16 protein-coding genes and 1 tRNA gene are annotated in these 20566 nt (G+C 52.2%); 7 read left to right on the top strand and 10 right to left on the bottom strand.

The genetic code is table 11. From position 1 onward, the window contains the following. Positions 1 to 109 precede the first annotated feature (109 nt). The 4 genes from drmA to ETG88_RS15510 are packed head-to-tail and all read left to right on the top strand — an operon-like array spanning position 110 to position 7537. Entirely contained in the window at positions 110 to 4084 is a 3975-nt protein-coding gene (gene drmA / locus ETG88_RS15525; protein ID WP_129035728.1) for a DISARM system helicase DrmA, read from the top strand. 2 nt (positions 4085 to 4086) lie between these two features. Continuing rightward, positions 4087 to 5946: a DUF1998 domain-containing protein gene (drmB, locus tag ETG88_RS15520; protein WP_129035727.1), complete on the top strand. Its 1860-nt coding sequence runs from the start codon at positions 4087 to 4089 to the stop codon at positions 5944 to 5946. A gap of 1 nt (position 5947) precedes the next feature. After that, a complete protein-coding gene (gene drmC, locus ETG88_RS15515; RefSeq protein ID WP_129035726.1) occupies positions 5948 to 6709 on the top strand; it encodes a DISARM system phospholipase D-like protein DrmC in 762 nt (253 codons plus the stop codon). A 48-nt stretch (positions 6710 to 6757) separates the two neighbouring features. After that, positions 6758 to 7537, top strand: coding sequence for an HNH endonuclease (locus ETG88_RS15510; protein WP_164971806.1), 780 nt, complete (start codon positions 6758 to 6760; stop codon positions 7535 to 7537). A gap of 244 nt (positions 7538 to 7781) precedes the next feature. Here the strand turns inward: ETG88_RS15510 and ETG88_RS15505 are convergent, their stop codons facing one another. The 5 genes from ETG88_RS15505 to rraB form a co-directional block, all read right to left on the bottom strand. Further along, the gene (locus tag ETG88_RS15505) at positions 7782 to 9041 is read right to left on the bottom strand and encodes a tyrosine-type recombinase/integrase (RefSeq protein ID WP_129035725.1); all 1260 of its coding nucleotides are present in this window, start codon (positions 9039 to 9041) and stop codon (positions 7782 to 7784) included. A 186-nt stretch (positions 9042 to 9227) separates the two neighbouring features. Next, positions 9228 to 9312, bottom strand: a tRNA-Leu gene (locus ETG88_RS15500). 106 nt (positions 9313 to 9418) lie between these two features. Further along, positions 9419 to 10150, bottom strand: coding sequence for a topoisomerase II (locus ETG88_RS15495; protein WP_129035724.1), 732 nt, complete (start codon positions 10148 to 10150; stop codon positions 9419 to 9421). 27 nt (positions 10151 to 10177) lie between these two features. Further along, positions 10178 to 10936 carry a tRNA isopentenyl-2-thiomethyl-A-37 hydroxylase MiaE gene (miaE, locus tag ETG88_RS15490; RefSeq protein WP_129035723.1) on the bottom strand — a complete coding sequence of 253 codons (759 nt, stop codon included), beginning with the start codon at positions 10934 to 10936 and terminating at the stop codon, positions 10178 to 10180. Positions 10937 to 11106: 170 nt separating this feature from the next. Further along, entirely contained in the window at positions 11107 to 11532 is a 426-nt protein-coding gene (rraB, locus tag ETG88_RS15485; protein WP_100777805.1) for a ribonuclease E inhibitor RraB, read from the bottom strand. A gap of 99 nt (positions 11533 to 11631) precedes the next feature. Between rraB and argL the strand changes: the two genes are divergently transcribed. The 3 genes from argL to ETG88_RS15475 all read left to right on the top strand — a co-directional run bounded on the left by argL (position 11632) and on the right by ETG88_RS15475 (position 13613). Beyond that, the gene (argL, locus tag ETG88_RS22645; protein WP_228483316.1) at positions 11632 to 11727 is read left to right on the top strand and encodes a putative translational regulatory protein ArgL; all 96 of its coding nucleotides are present in this window, start codon (positions 11632 to 11634) and stop codon (positions 11725 to 11727) included. After that, entirely contained in the window at positions 11697 to 12701 is a 1005-nt protein-coding gene (gene argF / locus ETG88_RS15480) for an ornithine carbamoyltransferase (RefSeq protein ID WP_129035722.1), read from the top strand. The genes argL and argF overlap by 31 nt, the downstream gene beginning before the upstream one ends. Before the next feature lie 153 nt (positions 12702 to 12854). Then, positions 12855 to 13613, top strand: a complete 759-nt coding sequence (locus ETG88_RS15475) for an IclR family transcriptional regulator (protein WP_129035721.1) — start codon at positions 12855 to 12857, stop codon at positions 13611 to 13613. 4 nt (positions 13614 to 13617) lie between these two features. Here the strand turns inward: ETG88_RS15475 and ETG88_RS15470 are convergent, their stop codons facing one another. The 5 genes from ETG88_RS15470 to ETG88_RS15450 form a co-directional block, all read right to left on the bottom strand. Continuing rightward, positions 13618 to 15237 (bottom strand): glycoside hydrolase family 43 protein, encoded by a 1620-nt coding sequence (locus tag ETG88_RS15470; protein ID WP_129035720.1) that lies wholly within the window; start codon positions 15235 to 15237, stop codon positions 13618 to 13620. Positions 15238 to 15249: 12 nt separating this feature from the next. Continuing rightward, on the bottom strand, positions 15250 to 16632 hold the full coding sequence (locus ETG88_RS15465; protein WP_129035772.1) for a glycoside-pentoside-hexuronide (GPH):cation symporter: 1383 nt from the start codon (positions 16630 to 16632) through the stop codon (positions 15250 to 15252). A gap of 354 nt (positions 16633 to 16986) precedes the next feature. Further along, positions 16987 to 18954 carry a YjhG/YagF family D-xylonate dehydratase gene (locus ETG88_RS15460; protein WP_129035719.1) on the bottom strand — a complete coding sequence of 656 codons (1968 nt, stop codon included), beginning with the start codon at positions 18952 to 18954 and terminating at the stop codon, positions 16987 to 16989. Between the two features lie 14 nt (positions 18955 to 18968). Beyond that, the gene (locus ETG88_RS15455) at positions 18969 to 19877 is read right to left on the bottom strand and encodes a dihydrodipicolinate synthase family protein (RefSeq protein WP_129035718.1); all 909 of its coding nucleotides are present in this window, start codon (positions 19875 to 19877) and stop codon (positions 18969 to 18971) included. A 199-nt stretch (positions 19878 to 20076) separates the two neighbouring features. Next, a complete protein-coding gene (locus tag ETG88_RS15450) occupies positions 20077 to 20529 on the bottom strand; it encodes a YhcH/YjgK/YiaL family protein (RefSeq protein ID WP_129035717.1) in 453 nt (150 codons plus the stop codon). Positions 20530 to 20566: the final 37 nt, after the last annotated feature.

Raw genomic sequence — 20566 nt, 5'->3', positions numbered from 1 at the left:
CAAACTAAGTTTGAGTTTGAGAAAGGTAGTTCATTAATGATCAACGCAACCCCCGTTGATCTTGTTGTCACGGCTCAAAATTTCGTCTAGAGCGGTATGGAGGGAAATAATGATAAATGATAAACCAACCAGATCACCTAATGCATGGTTCGCGATTGACCGTGCCCAAGTGAAAGATCCGACCTTAGCCCTCTATACGCAGCGCTTAAAAGGCGAGCGAGAACTCAATCAAGGCATCTCAAATGACGATTGGATCGTGATTCTAGATACCTCAGGCCATATCACGCGAATCGGACGCATTCTGCGTATTCGTTCCGATCTTGAAAGTACTACGCTGTTTTTCGATCGCATGTTGCACGTCAAGCCATCTATTTCGGTTGGTATGACCTCACTCACACTACCAGCAAAAGGAAGTTCTGGTCGTATTCAATGGAAAGAATTCATTGAAATGCTCCCAAATGCACTGAATACGAATATTGCTGAAATACCAAAAATCGGGGATCAAACCTATATCCGCGAACTGCTGCAATTGGCTGTGATGGACGACTTGCTTGGCCCTGCTGGTGGCCCTAATGAGCTCATCGTCGATATGGGTGTACGCGACCGCTACCTAGTTGGCAAACTCGCCCCACGTGAAGCAGCCGAAAGAGGACAAGAGTTTCCTGTTGATGTTGAAGATATTGAAGATGAGGAGCCAGACCTGATCGTCAAAGCGAAGACTGCAAAGGTGAACTCTCCCTCAGTCCTTGGTAGCGGCGAAACAGATACGGCAGAAGAGATTGATGCAGCCAGCAATCAGTCATTGGTGCCCAGTAGCCTCGGCATGACTTTCTGCGTGGATGGCGACGTCGATCGGATCGAGATCGAAGCGTGTTGGGGGCGATATGAGCGTGTGCCAAATGATGAACATCAATTCTTTAAGTCCAATGGGCAAAAAGCTAAGGTGTGGAAACGCATTCCTTGTGGCGGCAAGATCGTACTCCCCCTGATCGAAGGCTCGATTTCACATAATGCTCCGGATAGTACTTCCCCGGAAGTTAGAGTGCAGGGCTCTATTCGAGCCAAAAATGACAATGGTGATCGGCTGATTACACTCTTCCTCGTTAATGCGCAGGAAGAACCGGATACAAACCGTGATACAGCATGGGTGTTTCAACCAGAGCTGATCGTTCGAGCAGCGAAAGATGCTACCAAGCCTGCCATTTTCAGGCGCAGACCGGTACTAGATGCAGATGGTATGGACCCAGAGCGCGAAGCACTTGAGATGATCTACCGAGATCGTGTCGAGTTCGCCGTGGGTCATGGAGTTGCAGTTCATGCAGAAATAGCGGATGACGTCACACTAGCTACAGAAGTGCGTACTACAGTGATGCCACAGTACGAGGTTCAGGCAACTGAGACTCCTGGGCTTGAGCTATCCGATCGTCCAGCTATGCGAGAAATGGTAAGTAGTGGTCTGCTTGATATGCAACGACTAGCCACTTTGGACATTGATCCATTAGTTGATGCCTTGAGTGTGCTAACTAATGACTACGCTACCTGGATTGATGAACAGAACTTGAGTGTGAGCAGCAAGGCCAAAGGCTTCGATAGCCAAGCCCAAGCGGCCATAAATCGTTGTCAGGAGATCCATACCCGCCTGCAAGAAGGTATCAATACACTTAAGTATAATGAGAATGCTCTGGCGGCCTTCCGTTTCGCCAACCAGGCGATGGCCACGCAACGTATACGCAGCTTGTATGCACTTGCCATGCGCCGAGGCGAGGGCGTTACCCTAGATAAGTTCGATGTTCTGAAGAACCGCAGCTGGCGTCCATTCCAGTTAGCTTTTCTGTTGCTGTCGATTCCATCCCTGGCGGATCCGTGTCACCCAGACCGAGTCAAACCTATTGAGGCTTATGCGGACCTGCTGTGGTTTCCTACCGGGGGTGGTAAGACTGAAGCCTATCTGGGTGTAGCCGCCTTCACCATGGCTATTCGACGTATGCAGGGTAATTTGGGCGGGTACGATAGCTCGCGTGGTTTGACTGTAATCATGCGCTACACCCTTCGTTTGCTGACACTGCAACAGTTCCAGCGTGCTACAGCACTTATTTGTGCAATGGAAGTGCTGCGACGCGAGGCACTAAATAAGGGTGATAAGTCCCTCGGAACGGAGCCATTCACTATTGGCCTATGGGTCGGCAATAAAGTGACTCCGGGAACTACTGAAGATAGCCATAATGCTATCGAAAAAACACGTAACACGGGTAGTTATAATGCAGGAACAGCCTCACCCGTCCAACTGACCAGCTGTCCATGGTGTGGTACCGAAATCATTCCTGGGCAAGATGTCGAAGTTAAAAAGGATAAAGCTGGCGGCCGAACCTTTATCTATTGTGGTGACAAAAAAGGACGTTGCGAATTTTCCAAGGGAAAGTCCAGCAAGCAACTACACCCTGGAATACCAGTACTGGTGGTAGATGAAGAAATCTACCATCGTCCTCCGACAATGATGATTGCCACAGTGGATAAGTTCGCCATGATGGCATGGCGTGGCCAAGTGCGGACTCTTTTTGGCAGAGTTGAAAAAGAATGTGAGCGGCACGGTTTACTCTGGCCTGGGGCCAATTGCACTGGAAACCACCAAGCATTCAAAGGACAACCTTCAGCTAAAGTGAAGGCCATCCCCCCCATCCGACCACCTGATTTAATAATCCAGGATGAGTTCCACCTAATAAGTGGGCCACTGGGTACCATGGTAGGTTTGTATGAAACTGCCGTCGATGAGCTGTGTAGCTGGACGCTCAACGGAAAAACGGTAAAACCGAAAATCATCGCCTCAACGGCGACGGTACGCAAAGCCAAAGAACAAGTAAATAATGTATTTATGCGTCAAGTTTCGGTATTCCCGCCACATGGACTAGATGTGGAAGATAACTTCTTCTCAGTTCAACGCCACATTAAGGATAAATTTGGGCGACGTTATTTGGGAGTCTGCTCCCCCGGTAGCTCGCGCCCAGCAATGCTTATTCGTGTCTATACCGCTTTCTTAACTGCGGCACAGGAACTATTTGACCACTTCGGTGAACCTGCTGATCCTTATATGACTATGGTCGGCTACTTCAACTCTCTGCGTGAACTAGGTGGAATGAAGCGATTGGCAGAAGATGATGTGCAGACACGTTCCTATCGCGTGCAAATGAGCATGGTGGAACGGCCTGCATTGGCACAACGTAGTGTCAACAACATCCGCGAATTGACTTCTCGTGTATCCAGCCAGGATATCCCAAAGTACCTCGACAATCTTGAGGTCAAGTTTAAGGCCGAGTTTGATAACTCTGCAGGTAAATACGTAACGAAATGGCAGGAGGGTGATACTCGCGCTATTGATGTAGTGCTAGCGACCAATATGCTGTCAGTGGGAGTCGATGTGAATAGACTCGGCCTGATGGCAGTGAATGGACAACCTAAGGGAACGGCCGAGTATATTCAGGCTACCAGTCGTGTTGGACGTTCATTCCCCGGCCTAGTTTGCACCGTACTTACGTGGGCCCGACCGCGTGACCTCTCTCATTACGAAACATTCGAACATTACCACGCCACCTTCTACAAGCATGTTGAGGCTCAATCGGTAACACCATTCTCTCCACGTGCAATGGATCGTGGTTTGACAGGGGCGTTGCTAAGTCTTATGCGTCTGAAGAATAACGAGTTCAGCCCGAATGAAGGTGCGGGTAAATTGGATATGTCAAACCAGAGTGAACTCGCTCATGCAATTGAAGTTTTAGCGACTCGTGCAGGCAATGTAGCAGAAGATAATGCACGTAAGTTGTTAGCTGAAAATGAACTGAAAGAGCGTGCCGACGAATGGGCCAAAGAGGCCAGTAAAGGCGGACGAATTTTGGGATATGAAAAGAGAGGACCCGAAAAAGACAAGACTGTGTCGTTGATCAAATCACCAGGGCTTCAAGCGTGGGACAACTGGACTGTACCTATGTCAATGCGAGAAGTTGAGTCTGGAGTACGCCTGATTATGGACACCAAATTTATCAAGGACGATCACGATTGGAAGCCTCGTCCTGCAACGAATGACGAGGATTGAATATGATCATCAATAACAAAACTCCAGTCGGCGAAGTACGCCCAAGCCAGTTGCTATGGACTTATGGGCCTGGCGCGCTAATCGATCTACCGAGCCTATCTGTAGTGACACTAGGTATTGACCAGTGGGAGCGAGATCGCTGCCAGCCAATTCAAGAGGCCCGGCTTCTTGCTGCTGTTCGGAAGGTATTAGGATCACAAGTCGAAAATTTGAGAATGCCGCCCTTTCAGAAAAGCGAGCTCGTTGACCCCTGGTCAGCCGAGGCCAACATAGGTGTACCTGTTCGTCCATTTCCTCGCTGGATGCGCTGTGTAAAGTGTGGTTTGTTGTCGCCCTTTGATGATGGTCTGCTTGAGATCAGAGAGGATCGATTCAGGGCCGAACGAACTCGCTTTGTTCACAAAGGCTGTACAGGTTCTAAAAGGAATTTACTTGCTAAGGATGCTGATGCTGTTCCTGCACGTTTTCTGCTTGCCTGTCGTGACGGTCACCTAGATGACTTTCCTTGGCACTACTTTGTCCATGGTGGCAATAGTACATGCAAAGGGACACTGCGCTTCTTTGAGAGCGGTGCATCCTTACAAACCGAAAACCTGTGGGTACGGTGTGATAGCTGTGAGGCATCACGAAGCATGGCCCATGCCTTCGGCAAAGCCGGTAAAGAAAATCTTCCAGCTTGTCGAGGTCGCCACCCACATTTGGATCAATTCGACATTGACTGCGGTGAAGAACCACGGGCAGTACTGCTAGGAGCCACAAACAGCTGGTTTCCGATAACGCTTTCTGCATTGGCCATACCCCAAACAAAAAATCCTCTCAGTCAGTTGATTCAAGATGGATGGCCGTTCTTTGAAGCAATTACAGCTGAAGTCATGGTTCCCATCGTTGTGCAGACACTCAAGTTAACTGGCGGTCTCCCTGGAATCGACAAATATAGCGTGTCAGACATCTGGTCAGCCATCGAAATGCATCGTTCTGGTGGCGATAGCGAATATGTCGGTGAAGCCGATATCAAAGGTCCAGAATGGGAAGTGCTGACAGAGGCCAACCCTCCCACGGATTATCCACACTTCATGAGTAAGAAGATCGGAACCCCAGCACAATTCATACCGTACATCAGCCGTGTATTACTACTTGAACGACTACGAGAGGTTAATGCTCTGCTTGGTTTTACTAGAGTAGAGGCACCAGAAGGATCTGGAGAGATAAATGAACGTCCTCAGATGGCTAGCTTGGCACGCAATAAACCTGAATGGGTGCCAGCTAACCAGGTGCATGGGGAAGGTATTTTCATCCAATTCGATGAAAAAGCTCTTGTAGATTGGGAATCACTGGATGCCGTCAAGCAAGTAGACAAGATGCTTCGTGGTGGGCATACCGGTTGGCGTAACTCTCGTAATCTCGATCCGAATGAAGATTACCCAGGTATCCGATATGCCATGCTGCATACCCTATCTCATTTGTTGATCCGTGAACTAGCCCTGGAATGTGGATACAACGCAGCAAGTATTCGCGAACGTATCTATGCTGATACATCAAACGGCAGTCCACAAGCTGGTATCTTGATCTACACGGCAGCAGCTGATTCTGATGGCACACTGGGTGGTCTTGTAGATCTTGGTAAACCAGAGAATCTTGGTCGCCTGCTGGTACAAGCATTAAATCGTTCTAAGATCTGTTCTTCTGACCCACTATGTTCTGAACATAACCCGGAGAAAGATCGGTCATTACATGCCGCAGCCTGCCATGCATGTACTCTGGTAGCAGAAACCTCTTGTGAGCAAGGCAATCGCTATTTGGATCGATCGCTATTAGTACCAACACTTGAGCGTATTCACGCTGCATTTTTTAAGGGTTTTTAACATGGATGAACTCTTAGATGCTGTTGCCGAGCTAGTTTGTCTGGTTTCTCCTGAAAAGATACAAGCGATCGCTGGCCGAATTCGACGGACTGAAGCCTGCAAGGCTCTGCTGGTACTGCCAGGTGCAGTAGGAACTCCCAAGGCAAGTAAAGCTATTGAGAGACTAGCAATTGCATGGCGAAACACCATGGTCAGTTCAGATGAACTAGCATCTATGCTTCTTGCTGCAAGCCATGTTTACTTTAAAGTTAGCTCTGAGCAAAGTACTGAACTTGTATGGACTGGTCCAACAACACCTTTTGTATCTGTTCGCCGTACAGAGCAAGTGCTGCTACAAATAATCAATGCGGCAAAACAGTCTTTATTTATTACCAGCTTTGTTGCCTATGATGTGTCGAGTATTGTGAATGAATTGAATATGGCTATAAAGCGTGGCGTTACCATTACAATGTTGCTGGAATCTTCACAAGAGCATGGTGGCAGTATCAATATTGATATCATCGGTAAGATGCAGACGCTTATACCTGGCGCACATATTTACGCCTGGAATAATAAAAACAATGAATTTTCAGAAGGTCGCGTGCATGCGAAAGTAATTGTTGCCGATGGTCACACTTGTTTTATTACAAGCGCAAATCTAACTGGGTATGCCATGGAGAGAAACATTGAAGCAGGAGTACTTATTACAGGCGGAGGGATTCCAGAAGCACTTAGTGATCATCTGTACTCTCTTATAAACACAAATATCATTAGTCTGATTTAATTTATTCAGCTTGATATAAAAATGAATCTTCGTACTAAGGATAAAAAATTGAATGCATCTGAAAATGGACTATTAGAAGTAGCTTGGTATCTCGCTAAGTATGGAAAAAAAAAGCCTCCTGAAGCTCTGGGTGTTGATACATGGAAAGCAGCAATATCACTATTTTATTCAACATTTGGTGCAGGTAAGACGAGAATTGAATTTTATAACAGTCTAAAAAACCACCGTGATCGTTTTGATTCTTGGCTAAGTGATGTTCGCACAGGCTGGCGGAATGCTGATGGTTCTCCTGGCGAGCTCCCGTTGTCTGCTCAGATTGTTATGAACAAAATGAACAAACTACCAGAGTCACTTATTGAACAAAAAATTTTATCTTGGCTGTCGATAACCTCTTCAGAACAAGAACTGGCTGATATCTTACCTATTCAACAAGATAAAAGTCTGGATGAAACGATGAAAGAACGATTAGTCGCTTCAAGGCTTGGACAAGGTGAATTCAGGAAAAAATGCCTTAAACTGTTCCCTGCCTGCCCTATAACAGGTATTTCTTTTCAACCACTATTAAGGGCTAGCCATATTAAGCCTTGGGCCGCGTGCCAGAATGGTCATGAGCGACTGGATCCTTATAATGGAATAATGTTGGCAGCTCATATTGATGCTCTTTTTGACCAAGGATGGCTGTCATTTAATAATAATGGGCACATCTTAATTAGCACCGAACTTGATTTTGAAGTTAAAACACAACTAAACCTACCTGAAAATATCCCACCATTCTCGGAACAGCATCATCACTATTTAAAATGGCATCGAGAAAATATATTAAGATGATGATATTATTTTCGTGGAAACAGTTACACAAAAACACGCCAATTAAAAGCATGCTTCCTGAAGTATGTAAATAGATGAAATTGAGTATTGGTTAATCAATTCAGTGAAGCTTAAAGCAGACATCCAACCATCCTCATGCTCAGATGTCTGCTTTACTGACATTTTTTATCAAAGGTCCTCTTGGAGATAGATCGCCAGCAACACTATGTCGTATGTTGCAAATACTATACTCAATAAGGCTTATCTATTTCCCTGAATTAATTTTCGCAAAATCAAACGGACTCACTACCCCTTCCCGATTAACATCCAGAAAATCAGCCCACCACTGCAGCATCAGTCGCCGCTCATCAAGATGTTCGGCCTTATGAATGTAAGCTGCACGTACTGAGTTACGTTCCATATGACTCATCTGCCGTTCCACTGCATCCCTCGACCACAATCCAGACTCAATCAATGAACTACAGGCCATTGTCCTGAAACCATGCCCACAAACCTCTACCTTGGTGTCATAACCCATAACGCGCAGGGCCTTGTTCACCGTGTTCTCACTCATCGGTTTGCGATGGTCGTGATCGCCAATGAAAACAAAATCGCGATCGCCACTAAGTTTGTGTACCTGTTTAAGGATTGCTAACGCCTGACGAGATAACGGCACCAAATGAGGCGTACGCATTTTTGAACCACGCTGGGAGTGCTTCACCCCTTCAATAGCTTCTCGCTCTGCTGGGATCGTCCACATCGATGTTTCAAAATCGATCTCAGACCAACGAGCAAAACGCAGTTCACTTGAACGAATAAATACAAGGAGGGTTAGCTCAACGGCAAGGCGGGTCAAAGGTCTACCCGTATAGCTGTCAATGCGCTGAAGCAGTTCGGGGGTGCGTTTCAACTCCAATGCAGGTCTATGCTGCCTGTTACTTGAAGCAACAGCACCAACCATTTCCTGTGCGGGATTGTAATCAAGTAAACCACTCTGAACGGCATATCTCATAATTGCAGTAGTGCGCTGCTGTAGACGGGATGCCACCTCAAGTCGCCCCGACAACTCTACCGCTTTGATTGGGACTAGCAGGTCTCTAGTTTTAAGATCAGCAATATTTCGCTTACCGATGGCAGGGAAGAGATTATCCTCCAGACTTTTCAGTACTCGTCGGCTATGTTCTTCCGACCACTTTTTATTTGTGGCATGCCACTCAATAGCAAGTTGTTCGAAAGTACGTGCTTCTTCCTGCTCAACCTTATCATTTTTCTTTTTATCTCCCGGATCGATGCTGTTTGCCAAAAGCTTACGAGCCTCATCACGACGAGCCCTTGCATCAGCGAGTGACACATCAGGATAAACACCCAGAGCCAGCATCTTTTGCTTTCCGCCAAAGCGATATTGCAAACGCCAATATTTTGAACCATTTGGGTGGACGAGAAGATGCATACCGTTGCCATCGGTCAGTTTGTATTGCTTATCCGTTGGCTTGGCTGATCTGACTTTGATATCTGTTAGGGCCATGCTTATCCCCTCCCTGTTGGTACAAGCATTATCGAACCGGAAATACCATCATCTATACCAACATCTGTTGGTAGATGTACGTTGAAGTCGGTTGACCTTGAGAGAGTTAATATAGCTGGAATGAAGGGTAAATACTGAATTTCAGGTACAAAAAAAGACGTCCGTTGACGTCTATTAATGTTCCGATGGTGCCGAAGGCCGGACTCGAACCGGCACGTATTTCTACGGTTGATTTTGAATCAACTGCGTCTACCGATTTCGCCACTTCGGCACTGAAGGGGATGCGGAAACGTTGTGGATTATACCTGTCGCGCGCCGCCATGCAAGCGACGACGCGCTAAACCCGCGCTAAGTGCCCAAAAAACCAGCGCCCATCGTCACTCCAGCTCGGAAACGGCCAGCCGAATCACGCCGGCGGCATGGCTTTCAGGCAGTTGCAGCACTTTAGCCCACATCTCCTGCACCATATCGCACGACAACTTCTCTTTCCCCGTCGCCTTGTCCGGCATCTGCAACAGCTGAATATCCTCGCCGTACTTCGCGGCCAACTCTTTCATGATCGGGCGCACGTCGGCGACGGCGGTGTCGCGCTCCTGCGCCGTCACGGTGTGGCGGTTTTTGCCGTAGGCGGCGCGCATCATGTCGGCGTCGGCCTGCATGCGGCGCTGCATCATCGGATTATCCAGCACTCGCATCGGGTTAATGCCGCCCTTTACGTCCGGGTAGAGAAAGCGGAAACAGGCGTCGTCGCTCACCTTCTGAATGGCGGCGGTCTGTTCCATATTCGCCTTCATATAATCCACCACGTTCGCGTCCGGCGCGGTCTGCAGGCGCGACATCTGCAGGTGCAGGATCTGCGGCTGAATCACGTCGATGATCTGTTGCTCGGAATCCCCCTCTTTTTGCATCGCGAGGATCTGTTCACGGATGCGCTGCTGGAATGCGGGTTCTTGCTCCTTCAGCACCTGCCAGGCAGGCATACTGTTGAGCGTGGTGTCGAGTTGCTGTTCGGGGTTTTGTTGCAGGCGTTGTTTATCGTAATAGACCCAGCACGCCACGGCAGCGGCCAGTACGGCAACAATCACAATCGGTTTCCAGGCTCTCTTCATCGTCTCGCATCCTTTTGATCTGTCGGATTACACCGGCACGCCGCTATGAAAACGAAACTCACTGTCCGGTGTCAGGATAAGTGTGGCTTCAATTTCACCAAAAAGCTGTACGCGTGAAGAGATATCGTTGTCGCTTACCTGTTGAGCAAGTGTCAGATAGTCCTGGTAATGGCGTGCTTCCGAGCGCAGCAGCGACAGATAGAACTTCTGCAGGTCGTCGTCGAGTAATGGCGCCAGCGCGGCGAAACGCTCGCAAGAGCGCGCTTCGATGTACGCACCGCAAATCAGCTTGTCTATCAGCGTCAGCGGTTCGTGAGTGCGCACTTCCTTCAGCATCCCTTTGGCGTAGCGGCTGGCGGTGATTTTGACGTACGGAATATTGCGCGCCAGCATCGCCTCACGCACCTGCCAGAAGTGGTGCAGCTCTTCTTTTATCAGCAGCACCATACTGTCGATCAGCGCCTGACCCCACGGGTCGTCGGTTTTGGGCATCACGCTTTTACTAATCTGCTTGTGCAGGGCGATAAAATCCGGTTCTGGCCCTTCGCGGAAGGTGAAGGCTGCGTAGGGTTTGAGCCAGTCGAGCAGCGCGTCGGCCCCACTTTTGTCAGCGACATATTTACGCACCAGCAAAAGCGCAGTCTGGGCGGCTTTGAGTTCGCACACCATGTGGTCGGTGAGCAGGAGCGGCAGGTTTGCCGGATCGCGGGCTTTATCAATCCATGCTTGCGGGGTCGGGCAGTGGAGGAAGTTAAGAACGGGGGTGAGTATCTGCGGGTAGTCCATGATGAAACCTTACAAAGCGGCAGCCGAAGCTGCCGCAATACACTTCATCCTTCACGCTACCTCTTCGTTGGCTGCCCTCGTTCCCCCAGGTCACTTACCTGTGTAAGCTCGCTGGGACTCACTCGGTTGCCGCCTCGACGCAGCGTGAATGATTTTGTGTATTTTATTAATTAGTGGCGCACGCCGTCGTCATCTTCGTCGACGAAATCTTCATCGTCTTCGTCATCGCCGTCTTCGCCGTTTGGATCTTCGTAGTAGGTTCCCCAGCCGTCGTATTCCACTTCAAACTTCTCGGCCAGATCCATCAACTGCTCAACCTGCGCATCGATCAGCTCTGCTTTCAGCGCCCCTTCGCTCAGGATGTCGCAGCAGATGACGGTTTCGCCCTCTTCCACTTCCAGCTCTTCCGGCTCGGTCACTTCGTAACCCATTTTGAACGCTTCTACCGCCAGTTTCTCCAGCGATTCAAAGTCATCTGCAGAGAAATGGTGCTCGATGGTGTACAGCGCGTCCGGATCGCTGCCGTCTTCCAGCAGCTCTTCAATGATCAGGCGCGTCTCTTCGCGTTGCTCTTCCAGCAGTTCTGGGTTTGCCATGGCTCGTTCCTCTTTAAGTTCGGCAGATACTTCTATTTTCACACACGGACGTGTTTGCCTCCACCTAATGTAAGAAAGAATTGTTAAACAGGGTTGCAAATGAATATTCATACATATAAAGTGAATTTTAATTCAATAAGTGGCCTTTGCCATGTGAGGATAACATGTCTGAACTGTATAAAAAGCACTTCCTGAAATTGCTCGATTTTACGCCTGCACAGCTCAACTCTTTGCTGACGCTCGCGGCAAAGCTTAAAGCGGATAAAAAAAATAACACTGAAGTTCAGTCGCTTACTGGCAAAAACATCGCGCTCATCTTCGAAAAAGACTCAACCCGTACACGATGCTCTTTCGAAGTTGCCGCATTTGACCAGGGCGCGCGCGTCACTTATCTCGGCCCGAGCGGCAGCCAGATTGGGCATAAAGAGTCAATTAAGGATACGGCCCGCGTACTCGGGCGGATGTACGACGGAATTCAGTATCGCGGCCACGGCCAGGAGGTGGTCGAAACCCTGGCGGAATATGCCGGTGTGCCGGTATGGAACGGGCTGACCAACGAGTTCCATCCTACCCAGCTGCTGGCGGATTTGCTGACCATGCAGGAGCACCTGCCGGGCAAAGCGTTTAACCAGATGACGCTGGTGTATGCGGGCGATGCGCGCAACAACATGGGCAACTCAATGCTGGAAGCGGCGGCGCTGGTCGGGCTGGATCTGCGTCTGGTCGCGCCTAAAGCCTGCTGGCCGGATGAGAGCCTGGTGGCGGAGTGCAGCGCGCTGGCGGTGCAGAATGGCGGCAAAATCACCCTGACGGAAGATGTGATCGCCGGGGTGAAAGGCGCGGACTTCATCTATACGGACGTCTGGGTGTCGATGGGCGAGCCAAAAGAGAAGTGGGCGGAGCGTATCGCACTGCTGCGTAACTATCAGGTGAATTGCGAAATGTTGGCCCTGACGGGCAATCCGAACGTCAAGTTCCTGCACTGTCTGCCGGCGTTCCATGACGATCAAACGACCCTCGGCAAGCAGATGGCGAAAGAGTTCGATCTGCACGGCGGAATGGAAGTGACCGACAAAGTGTTTGAGTCCGCGGCGAGCATCGTCTTTGACCAGGCGGAAAACCGGATGCATACCATTAAAGCCGTCATGGTGGCGACACTTGCGGAGTAAGCCTTCACTCTCGCTTTCTCCACACGGCAGAAAGAATCAACAGCAAAAACGGCGACCTGGGGTTGCCGTTTTGCTTTTACCGCCATTCGATTGATTTTTCAGCGAAAAAAAGGTACTTTTTCACCTGAACTCCAGCGTGGACGGTCCTTAATTATGCCTATTATTCAGTCTGTTGAACGTGCCTTGCAGATCCTCGACCTGTTTAATGAACAGGCGACGGAGCTGAAGATCACTGACATCAGTAAACAGATGGGTTTGAGCAAAAGCACGCTTCACTCGCTGCTCAAAACGCTCCAGCTGCACGGCTATATCGATCAGAATCCGGAAAATGGCAAATATTGTCTCGGCATGAAACTGGTGGAGCGCGGCCATTTTGTGGTGAGCTCGATGGATATTCGCCAGAAGGCGAAGGGCTGGCTGACGGATCTGTCGCAGCGCACCGGGCAGACCACCCATCTGGGCATTCTCGACGGGCGCGAAGGCGTCTATATCGAGAAGATCGAAGGTAAGCTGGCAGCCATTGCCTATTCACGCATTGGCCGTCGTCTTCCTGTCCATGCGACTGCCATCGGGAAAGTGTTGATCGCCTGGCTCAACGATACCGACCTCAACGCCCTGCTCGACGGCTATCAGTACACCTCTTTCACCCCGGCGACGATAACCTCGCGCGAGGCGCTGCTGGCAGCGCTGGCGCAAACCCGCGCCCAGGGTTACGCCCTCGATAGCGAAGAGAACGAACAGGGTGTGCGCTGCGTCTCGGTGCCGGTGTGGAATCATGAATCCCGCGTGATTGCGGCGCTGAGCCTTTCGACCTTAACCTCGCGGGTCGATGATGACGCGTTCTCCCGCTTCCGGGGAATGCTGGAAGAGGCCGGGCTGCAGCTCTCAAAAGCGCTGGGCTACCCGGCCTGAAGCGTCACGCGGTGGCAGGCGTATAGCTGAAGTAATCAAAATCGGCAAAACAGCCATCGCCGCTGATGTCTTCACAGTGCAGTCCGACAAACGCCCCCGTAAAGAACCCACGGCCGCCGATGTAATCATCCGACAGTTTCCACGCGTCATAGGTGACAGGCACGGTCTGCCACTGCTCGCCGTCAAACGAATAGCTGTAGCGATAGACTAAATGCTCGACGTCAACGTGCAGCCACACGCCCTGCGCGTCGTCCGGTACGGGGATCGGCTGCTCGTGCAGCGGCCACGACGGCACGTTCTGATCGAGCTGAATCACCTTGAGCGTCCTGCCCTTCCCTTCCTCGTAATCGACAAAGCAGTAGCTCCAGTTTTTGCTGTTGTAGTAGCAGGTTAACCCAGCACTTTGCTGGAAATGGCGCGGGGCAAACTCCATGCGCGTCTCGGCGCGAAACGCGAAATGCTGCCAGCGCCGCGCCACGGTGGACTGGGTAAAGGTCGAGTTGAGGGAGTCGTTGCCATACAGCCGCAGGAATCCCCGGCGTGCCGTCAGCGATCCGAGAGAATCGTCGAACGGAATGCGCAGGGTTTGCAGTTCCGGGTTAAGCGCTGATGTATCAAAATCATCGCGCCAGTTTGCCGTCGACACGCTTTGACTCTCCGCCATCTGCGGCCCCGGTACGTGGACCTGCGCGTGTTTCCCGCCCTCGACATAGGGCCAGCCGTCACGCCAGGTGATGCGTGCGATCCCGGTTTCACGCCCTAACGAACAGTAGCCGCGTCCGCCAGAGGCCAGCAGCGGCACGCCCGGCAAACGCTGCGGTCGGCTGGTCAGATAGGCCATATACCACTCGCCGGTGTGCGTCTCCAGCAGCGATCCGTGCCCGCTCTTTTGCAGCGGATTTTCCGGCAGATGCCAGCTGGTCATCATCGTCACCTCGGGGTGCAGCTCGTAAGGGCCATCGATGTTTTTGGATCTCAGCACGACCACGGCATGTTCGTAGCTGGTGCCCCCCTCCGCGACCATCAGATAGTACCAGCCCTCCTTGCGATAGAGATGCGCCCCTTCCGTGTAGCACAGCGGTGTGCCGGTAAACAGCGTTTTGCGCTCCGGCGAAAGCCGCTGCGTCTGCGGGAAATACTCCTGCATCACGATAGTGTTATGCGGATTGCTGTGGTGGCGAGGCCCCCACGGTCGGTAAATGTAATATTTGCGGCCATCGTCATCGTGGAACAGCGACGGATCAAAGCCACCGTTGCCCATCGGAATCGGCTCGCTCCACGGCCCTTCGATGGACGGCGCGGTGACGAGGAAATTTTTGCCATTTTTCCACGGTGAATCGACGATTTTCACGTCCGTGTACAGCAGCCAGAACTGCCCGTCGGCGTAGCTCAGACACGGCGCCCAGATGCCGCCAGAATCAGGATTGCCTTTCATATCCAGCATCGACACACGATCCAGCGGCGTGCTCACCAGCGACCAGTTTTTCAAATCGCGCGAGTGATAAATCCGCACGCCGGGGAACCACTCAAAGGTCGAGGTGGCAATGTAATAATCCTCACCCTGACGGCACAGGGACGGGTCCGGGTTGAATCCGCTCAGAATCGGGTTAGTGATAGTGTACATAGCGTCTCCTTCTTAATGGGATGCCGCCGTCGCCGCAGCGGGAAGACCCTCGCCCTGCGCCGCACGGTGTTTAAGCAGTTGCTGGCTGATGGCCTCGACGCGGTCATCGCTGAGTTTGTAGAGCGAGAGCATGATGAACATGCCGACGTAGAGCACCACCGGAACCACGCAGAACAGGATTTTGATGGTGGTCAGCACTTCGATGGGCTGCACGCTGCTGCTGGCGGAGTAATTGACATAGGCGAGGATCCAGCCGACCACCGCGCCGCCAATCGCCAGGCCGATTTTCAGGCTGAACAGATAGGTAGAGAACACCAGCCCGTCCAGACGGCGGCCGCTGCGACTCTCTTCATAATCGACAACGTCGGAGGCCATCAGCCATTGCAGCGGCGTGGTGGTGTTAAAGACAAACAGGAACAGGATATTGAGGGCGAAAATCAGGCCGATATACGCCACCGGCGTGATGAAAATCAGCAGGCTGATCAGGGAGTACGCCACGATAATCCACTTGAACGATTTCACGCGGTCGAAGCGGCCTAACAGCCGGGATGAACAGAGCGAGCCAAACATGGTGGCGATGCTGCCGTAGAGTAAGAACTGCGTGGCCATCTCCGGATGGTCCATCACGTATTTCACGAAATAGAGCGTGGCCCCACCGCGCACCACGTTCGAGCAGGTCGCCATCATTTTGAACGCGCACATAATCCGCCACTGGCTGTTGCCCCACAGCAGCTTCAAATCTTTTGATACCGACGAACCCGGCTGCACCTCAAAGGTATAACGCTCTTTGGTGGTAAAGAAGCAGACATACAGCAGCACCACACCGCTCAGGCCGAGCACGCACATCGCGCCAAAGTAGCCCAGCTGTTCGTTACCTTTACCGATGATCCCCACCAGCGGCAGCGCAATCCCACTGATCGCCAGCGATCCCGCGGCGGCGAGGAAAAAACGCCACGACTGGAGCGCATGACGCTCTTTCGGATCGGCGGTGATCACTCCGGGCATGGCGCAGTAAGGGACGTTCACGAAGGTGTAGACCAGCGTCAGCAGAATGTAGGTCACGCAGGCGTAGATGATTTTACCGTTGGCGGAAAAGTCCGGCGTGTAGAAGGTCAGCATGCAGACGACGCCAAACGGGATCGCGCCCCAGAGCAGGAACGGGCGGAACTGGCCGTGACGCGTGCGGGTGCGATCCACCAGCAGCCCCATCAGCGGATCGGTGACGGCGTCGAGTATGCGCGACACTAAAAATAGCGTCCCCATAATGCCCGCCGATAAACCAAACACATCCGTATAAAAATAGGCCAGCAAAAACATCGTGGCCTGCCAGACAAAACCACAGGCGGTATCACCCAGCCCGTAGCCAATTTTATCTTTCATGGTTAATTGCATTATGACCCCCAACGCAGAAAGTGAAAAAGTGCAAACGTCAGGGACCTGTTCCAGGCAAAAGCAATACCTGGTGCATCGTCAGGAATACACCCTTTTTTCGTGTGCTGATCGGACTATTTCGTGTTAATTGAGTGTAAGTAAATGATCGATTAACCAGCAATGGTCATATCTTATTTATGAATTATGATATTTTGCTTTTGTGATAATCGTCGTTATATATCCACAAATTAAAAAATAGTTTTAGCTTTTATTTTTAATACGTTATGAAAACAGCCATTTATTGAATTTTGCTATATTACAGGCACAATAAAACCGCCCGCAAATTATCATCACAGGCAGTTAAATTTATTTTATGCTTTATATTCCGAGTGCTTTTTTACCGGCGTTAATCACCTCGATAATTTTATCGGTATCATATATACAGCCTTTCCAGGTCCCGCCGCTCACCGACTGCAACGCCGCCCAAAGCCGCGTATCGTCCGGCAAGAAATCGTGGGCATGCAACTCCGGGTGCGGCGCCCGACGCGCCAGCTCCGCAGCGCCCTCTTCCGGCGTAAGCGGATGCTGCGCCGTGCCGATGAAATTCACCCGGCCAGTTAACGAAAGCCTGTCCACCTCGATCTCGATGATGTCGTTATCGCGCAGCTTGCCAATCGGCCCACCGGCCAGTGCTTCGGGTGCTACGTGGCCAAAACAGGCGCCGGTCGATACGCCGGAGAAACGGGCGTCGGTGATCAGGGATACGGTCTTGCCCCAGGAGACGTGTTTTAGCGCCGAGGTTAACTGGTAAGTCTCTTCCATTCCGGTACCGGACGGGCCTCCGCCGATAACGACCATGATATCGCCGCGCACGATCTCCCCGCTTTTGATGGCTTTGATTGCCCTCGCTTCGGAGACAAATACCCGCGCCCGGCCAGTATGACGATACACACCGTCCTCACCCACCACCGACGGATCGATCGCCGTGGCTTTTATCACCGATCCTTCCGGCGCGATATTCCCCACCGGAAAGGCCACGGTGGAGGTCAGCCCGCGGGCTTTGGCCCGTTCCGGCGGCAGGATCACATCATCAGGATCAACACCGTCCTGCTCACGCAAACACTGACGGAAACGTTCGCGACGCTCGGAGGCTTGCCACCAGTCGAGGTTTTCACCGACCGTCTGGCCCGTCACCGTCATGGCATCCAGATGCAGCAGGCCGAGATCGCGCAGATGGAGCATCACTTCCGGCACGCCGCCCGCGAGGAACGCGCGCACGGTCGGGTGATAATCCGGTCCGTTCGGCAGCACGCTCACCAGGCGCGGCACGCTGCGGTTGATCCGCGTCCAGTGATCGACATCCGGGATCGTGCAACCCGCCGCATGGGCGATCGCAGGAATATGCAGCAGCAGATTGGTCGATCCCCCAAACGCGGCGTGGATCACCATCGCGTTTTCAATGGCTTTGTCCGTCAGGATATCGCGCGTAGTGATCCCGCGGTCGTCGAGCTGCGCCACAGCGCGGGCCGACTGTCGCGAAATTTCCAGCCACACATCCTGCCCGGATGGAGCCAGCGCTGAGTGTGGTAGCGCCAGCCCGAGCGCTTCGGCCACTACCTGTGATGTTCCGGCGGTGCCTAAAAACTGGCAGCCACCGCCCGGTGAAGCACAGGCGCGGCAGCCCAGTTCAGCGGCTTCCTGCAATGAGAGTTCATGGTTAGCGTAGCGCGCGCCGATGGTCTGCACCTTTCCGGCATCTTCGCCGAACGTTGGCGGCAACGTCGCGCCACCCGGCACCAGAATGGTCGGCAGATGGTGCATGGAGGCGAGTGCAATCATAGTCGCGGGCAGGCCTTTGTCACAGGTGGCGACGCCAATCACCGCCCTGCGCGTGGGGAGCGAACGAATAAGACGGCGGAAAACGATGGCGGCGTCGTTGCGGTACGGCAGAGAATCGAACATCCCGTGCGTCCCTTGCGAGCGCCCGTCGCAGGGATCGCTGACAAACGCCGCAAACGGAATTCCCCCGTTGCGGGTGATCTCTTTTGCCGCCGCCTGCATTTGCAGGCCGATTTCCCAGTGGCCGGTGTGATACCCAAGCGCCACCGGGCGGCCATCTCCCGCGCGAATCCCGCCCTGAGTGCCGATAATCAGCACCTCTTTACCCGTGAGTTTATTGGCGTCCCAGCCCATGCCCGCGTTCTGCGTCATACCAAACAGGTTGCCACTCGGCGACTCCATCAGCATTTGCGGCGTCAGCGGCAGTGCGCCCTGCGGCCCGGCCGCATGGGTGATAACGGAATAAAATGTATCATCCTGCGGGGTAAAAATCGTCTCTATCGCCATCTTATCCTTCCGGTTCAGCAGAGTTTCAGCTGTTGCAACAGCGATTTCAGCTGCGCCTTGCGTGACTCATCCAGCGGGCTGGCTGGCGGCAGCACATAGGTCGAAACCGGCCGCCCGCACAAAGAGATCGCCTCTTTGATCACATTCACAAACGGCGTATCGAGCTGATACATCTGCGGGATTTGCAGCATCGTCTGGTGATACTGCGCGGCCTGGGCCAGATCGCCGTCGCGAAACGCCTGCAGCAGTTTGACTGAGACCTGCGGCGCAAAGTTGCCGCTGGCCGAAATGGCCCCGTCGCCGCCGAGCAGCAGAGTATTGAACAGGTGATCGTCATACCCGCAGAGCACAGTGAAGTGCGGATGCGCCCCTTTCACGGTCTGGATCATGCTGCGCAAATGGGCCACAGAGTCGATGGTGTCTTTGATACCGACAATATTGGCACACGTATCGGCCAGCGTTTTCACCAGCGCGGGCGTTAAGTCCTGGCCGGTCAGCGCCGGGAAGTTATAGAGGATCACCGGGAGCGTCACGCTTTCTGCCACCTGCTGGTAAAAGCGGATCAGATTCTGCTCTGACACTTTCCAGTAATAAGGGTTAATCACCACAATGCCATCAGCACCCGCACGCTGGGCATGCTGGCTGAGTTCAATGGTTTCCCGGGCATTGGTTCCACCGGTGCCAATCAGCACCGGCACCCGGCGATTAACATGCTCAATCGCAAATTCGGCAATCGCTTTACGCTCGTCGGCGTTGAGCTGAGAAAACTCGCCCCCGCTGCCTAAAAAGAACAGTCCGTCGACGCCCGCATGAATCATGTCGTCGATGAGCGCGGCGGTGCTGGATTTATCGAGCTGGCCTTCGGCGGTGAAAAGGGTGGAGACAGGAGGAATAATCCCCGAGAACTGCACGGTCTGCTGCATGTGATCTCCCTGTTGATACAGTTTGTTCTACATTATAGAACAGCGTTCATTTATTTAACTCTCATACTAAGCCGCGACGCGCAAAGAGGTAAACCGGGAAAAATCAGTAAGGGGCGATTTTTTAGACTGGATCACGAAATGATGAAACGAGGGATAAAAGTTGTAGCCCGGTGAGCGAGGCGCCACCGGGCGAGGGAAATTAAGCCACCAGCATCTTCACGACGACCTTACGCACCGGCGCCGGGCTGCCCACCGCACACAGCGGTTTATGCACTTCGCCCGGGTAAAACACCACAAAATCCCCTTCGCTTAACACCACGGTTTTTTCCTGATCGCCTTCCGGCAGGAACGCGATGTCTTTATCCGCCAGCCAGTCGGTGTCCGGCGTGCCGTGGGGTAGCGTGCTGAACGTCATCCCTTCCTGGCCTTTCATGATGATTTGAATGTCCAGATAACGGGCATGGTACTCCGCGCGGCGCTCGGCGAACGGCTGCGTCATGTCTTCTGAGACCAGATAAAACAGGTTGTTACCGTCGATATCGTGCTTGCCGAGTGAGGTAGCGTCGGTGACGTGCGCTTTGACGTGTTCGATAGCCTGGCGCAGCTCTTCCGGCAGCCAGGACTGGAGGTGATGAATGTTGCCAACGATCATGAGTAAACCCTCAATATAAAACAATGTTTCATTTTCA

Origin of the sequence: Lelliottia nimipressuralis (assembly GCF_004115925.1) — a bacterium.
Lineage (GTDB): Bacteria > Pseudomonadota > Gammaproteobacteria > Enterobacterales > Enterobacteriaceae > Enterobacter > Enterobacter nimipressuralis.
Note: the sequence above shows the minus strand (reverse complement) of the source record. Positions and strands in the feature narration are given on the sequence as shown.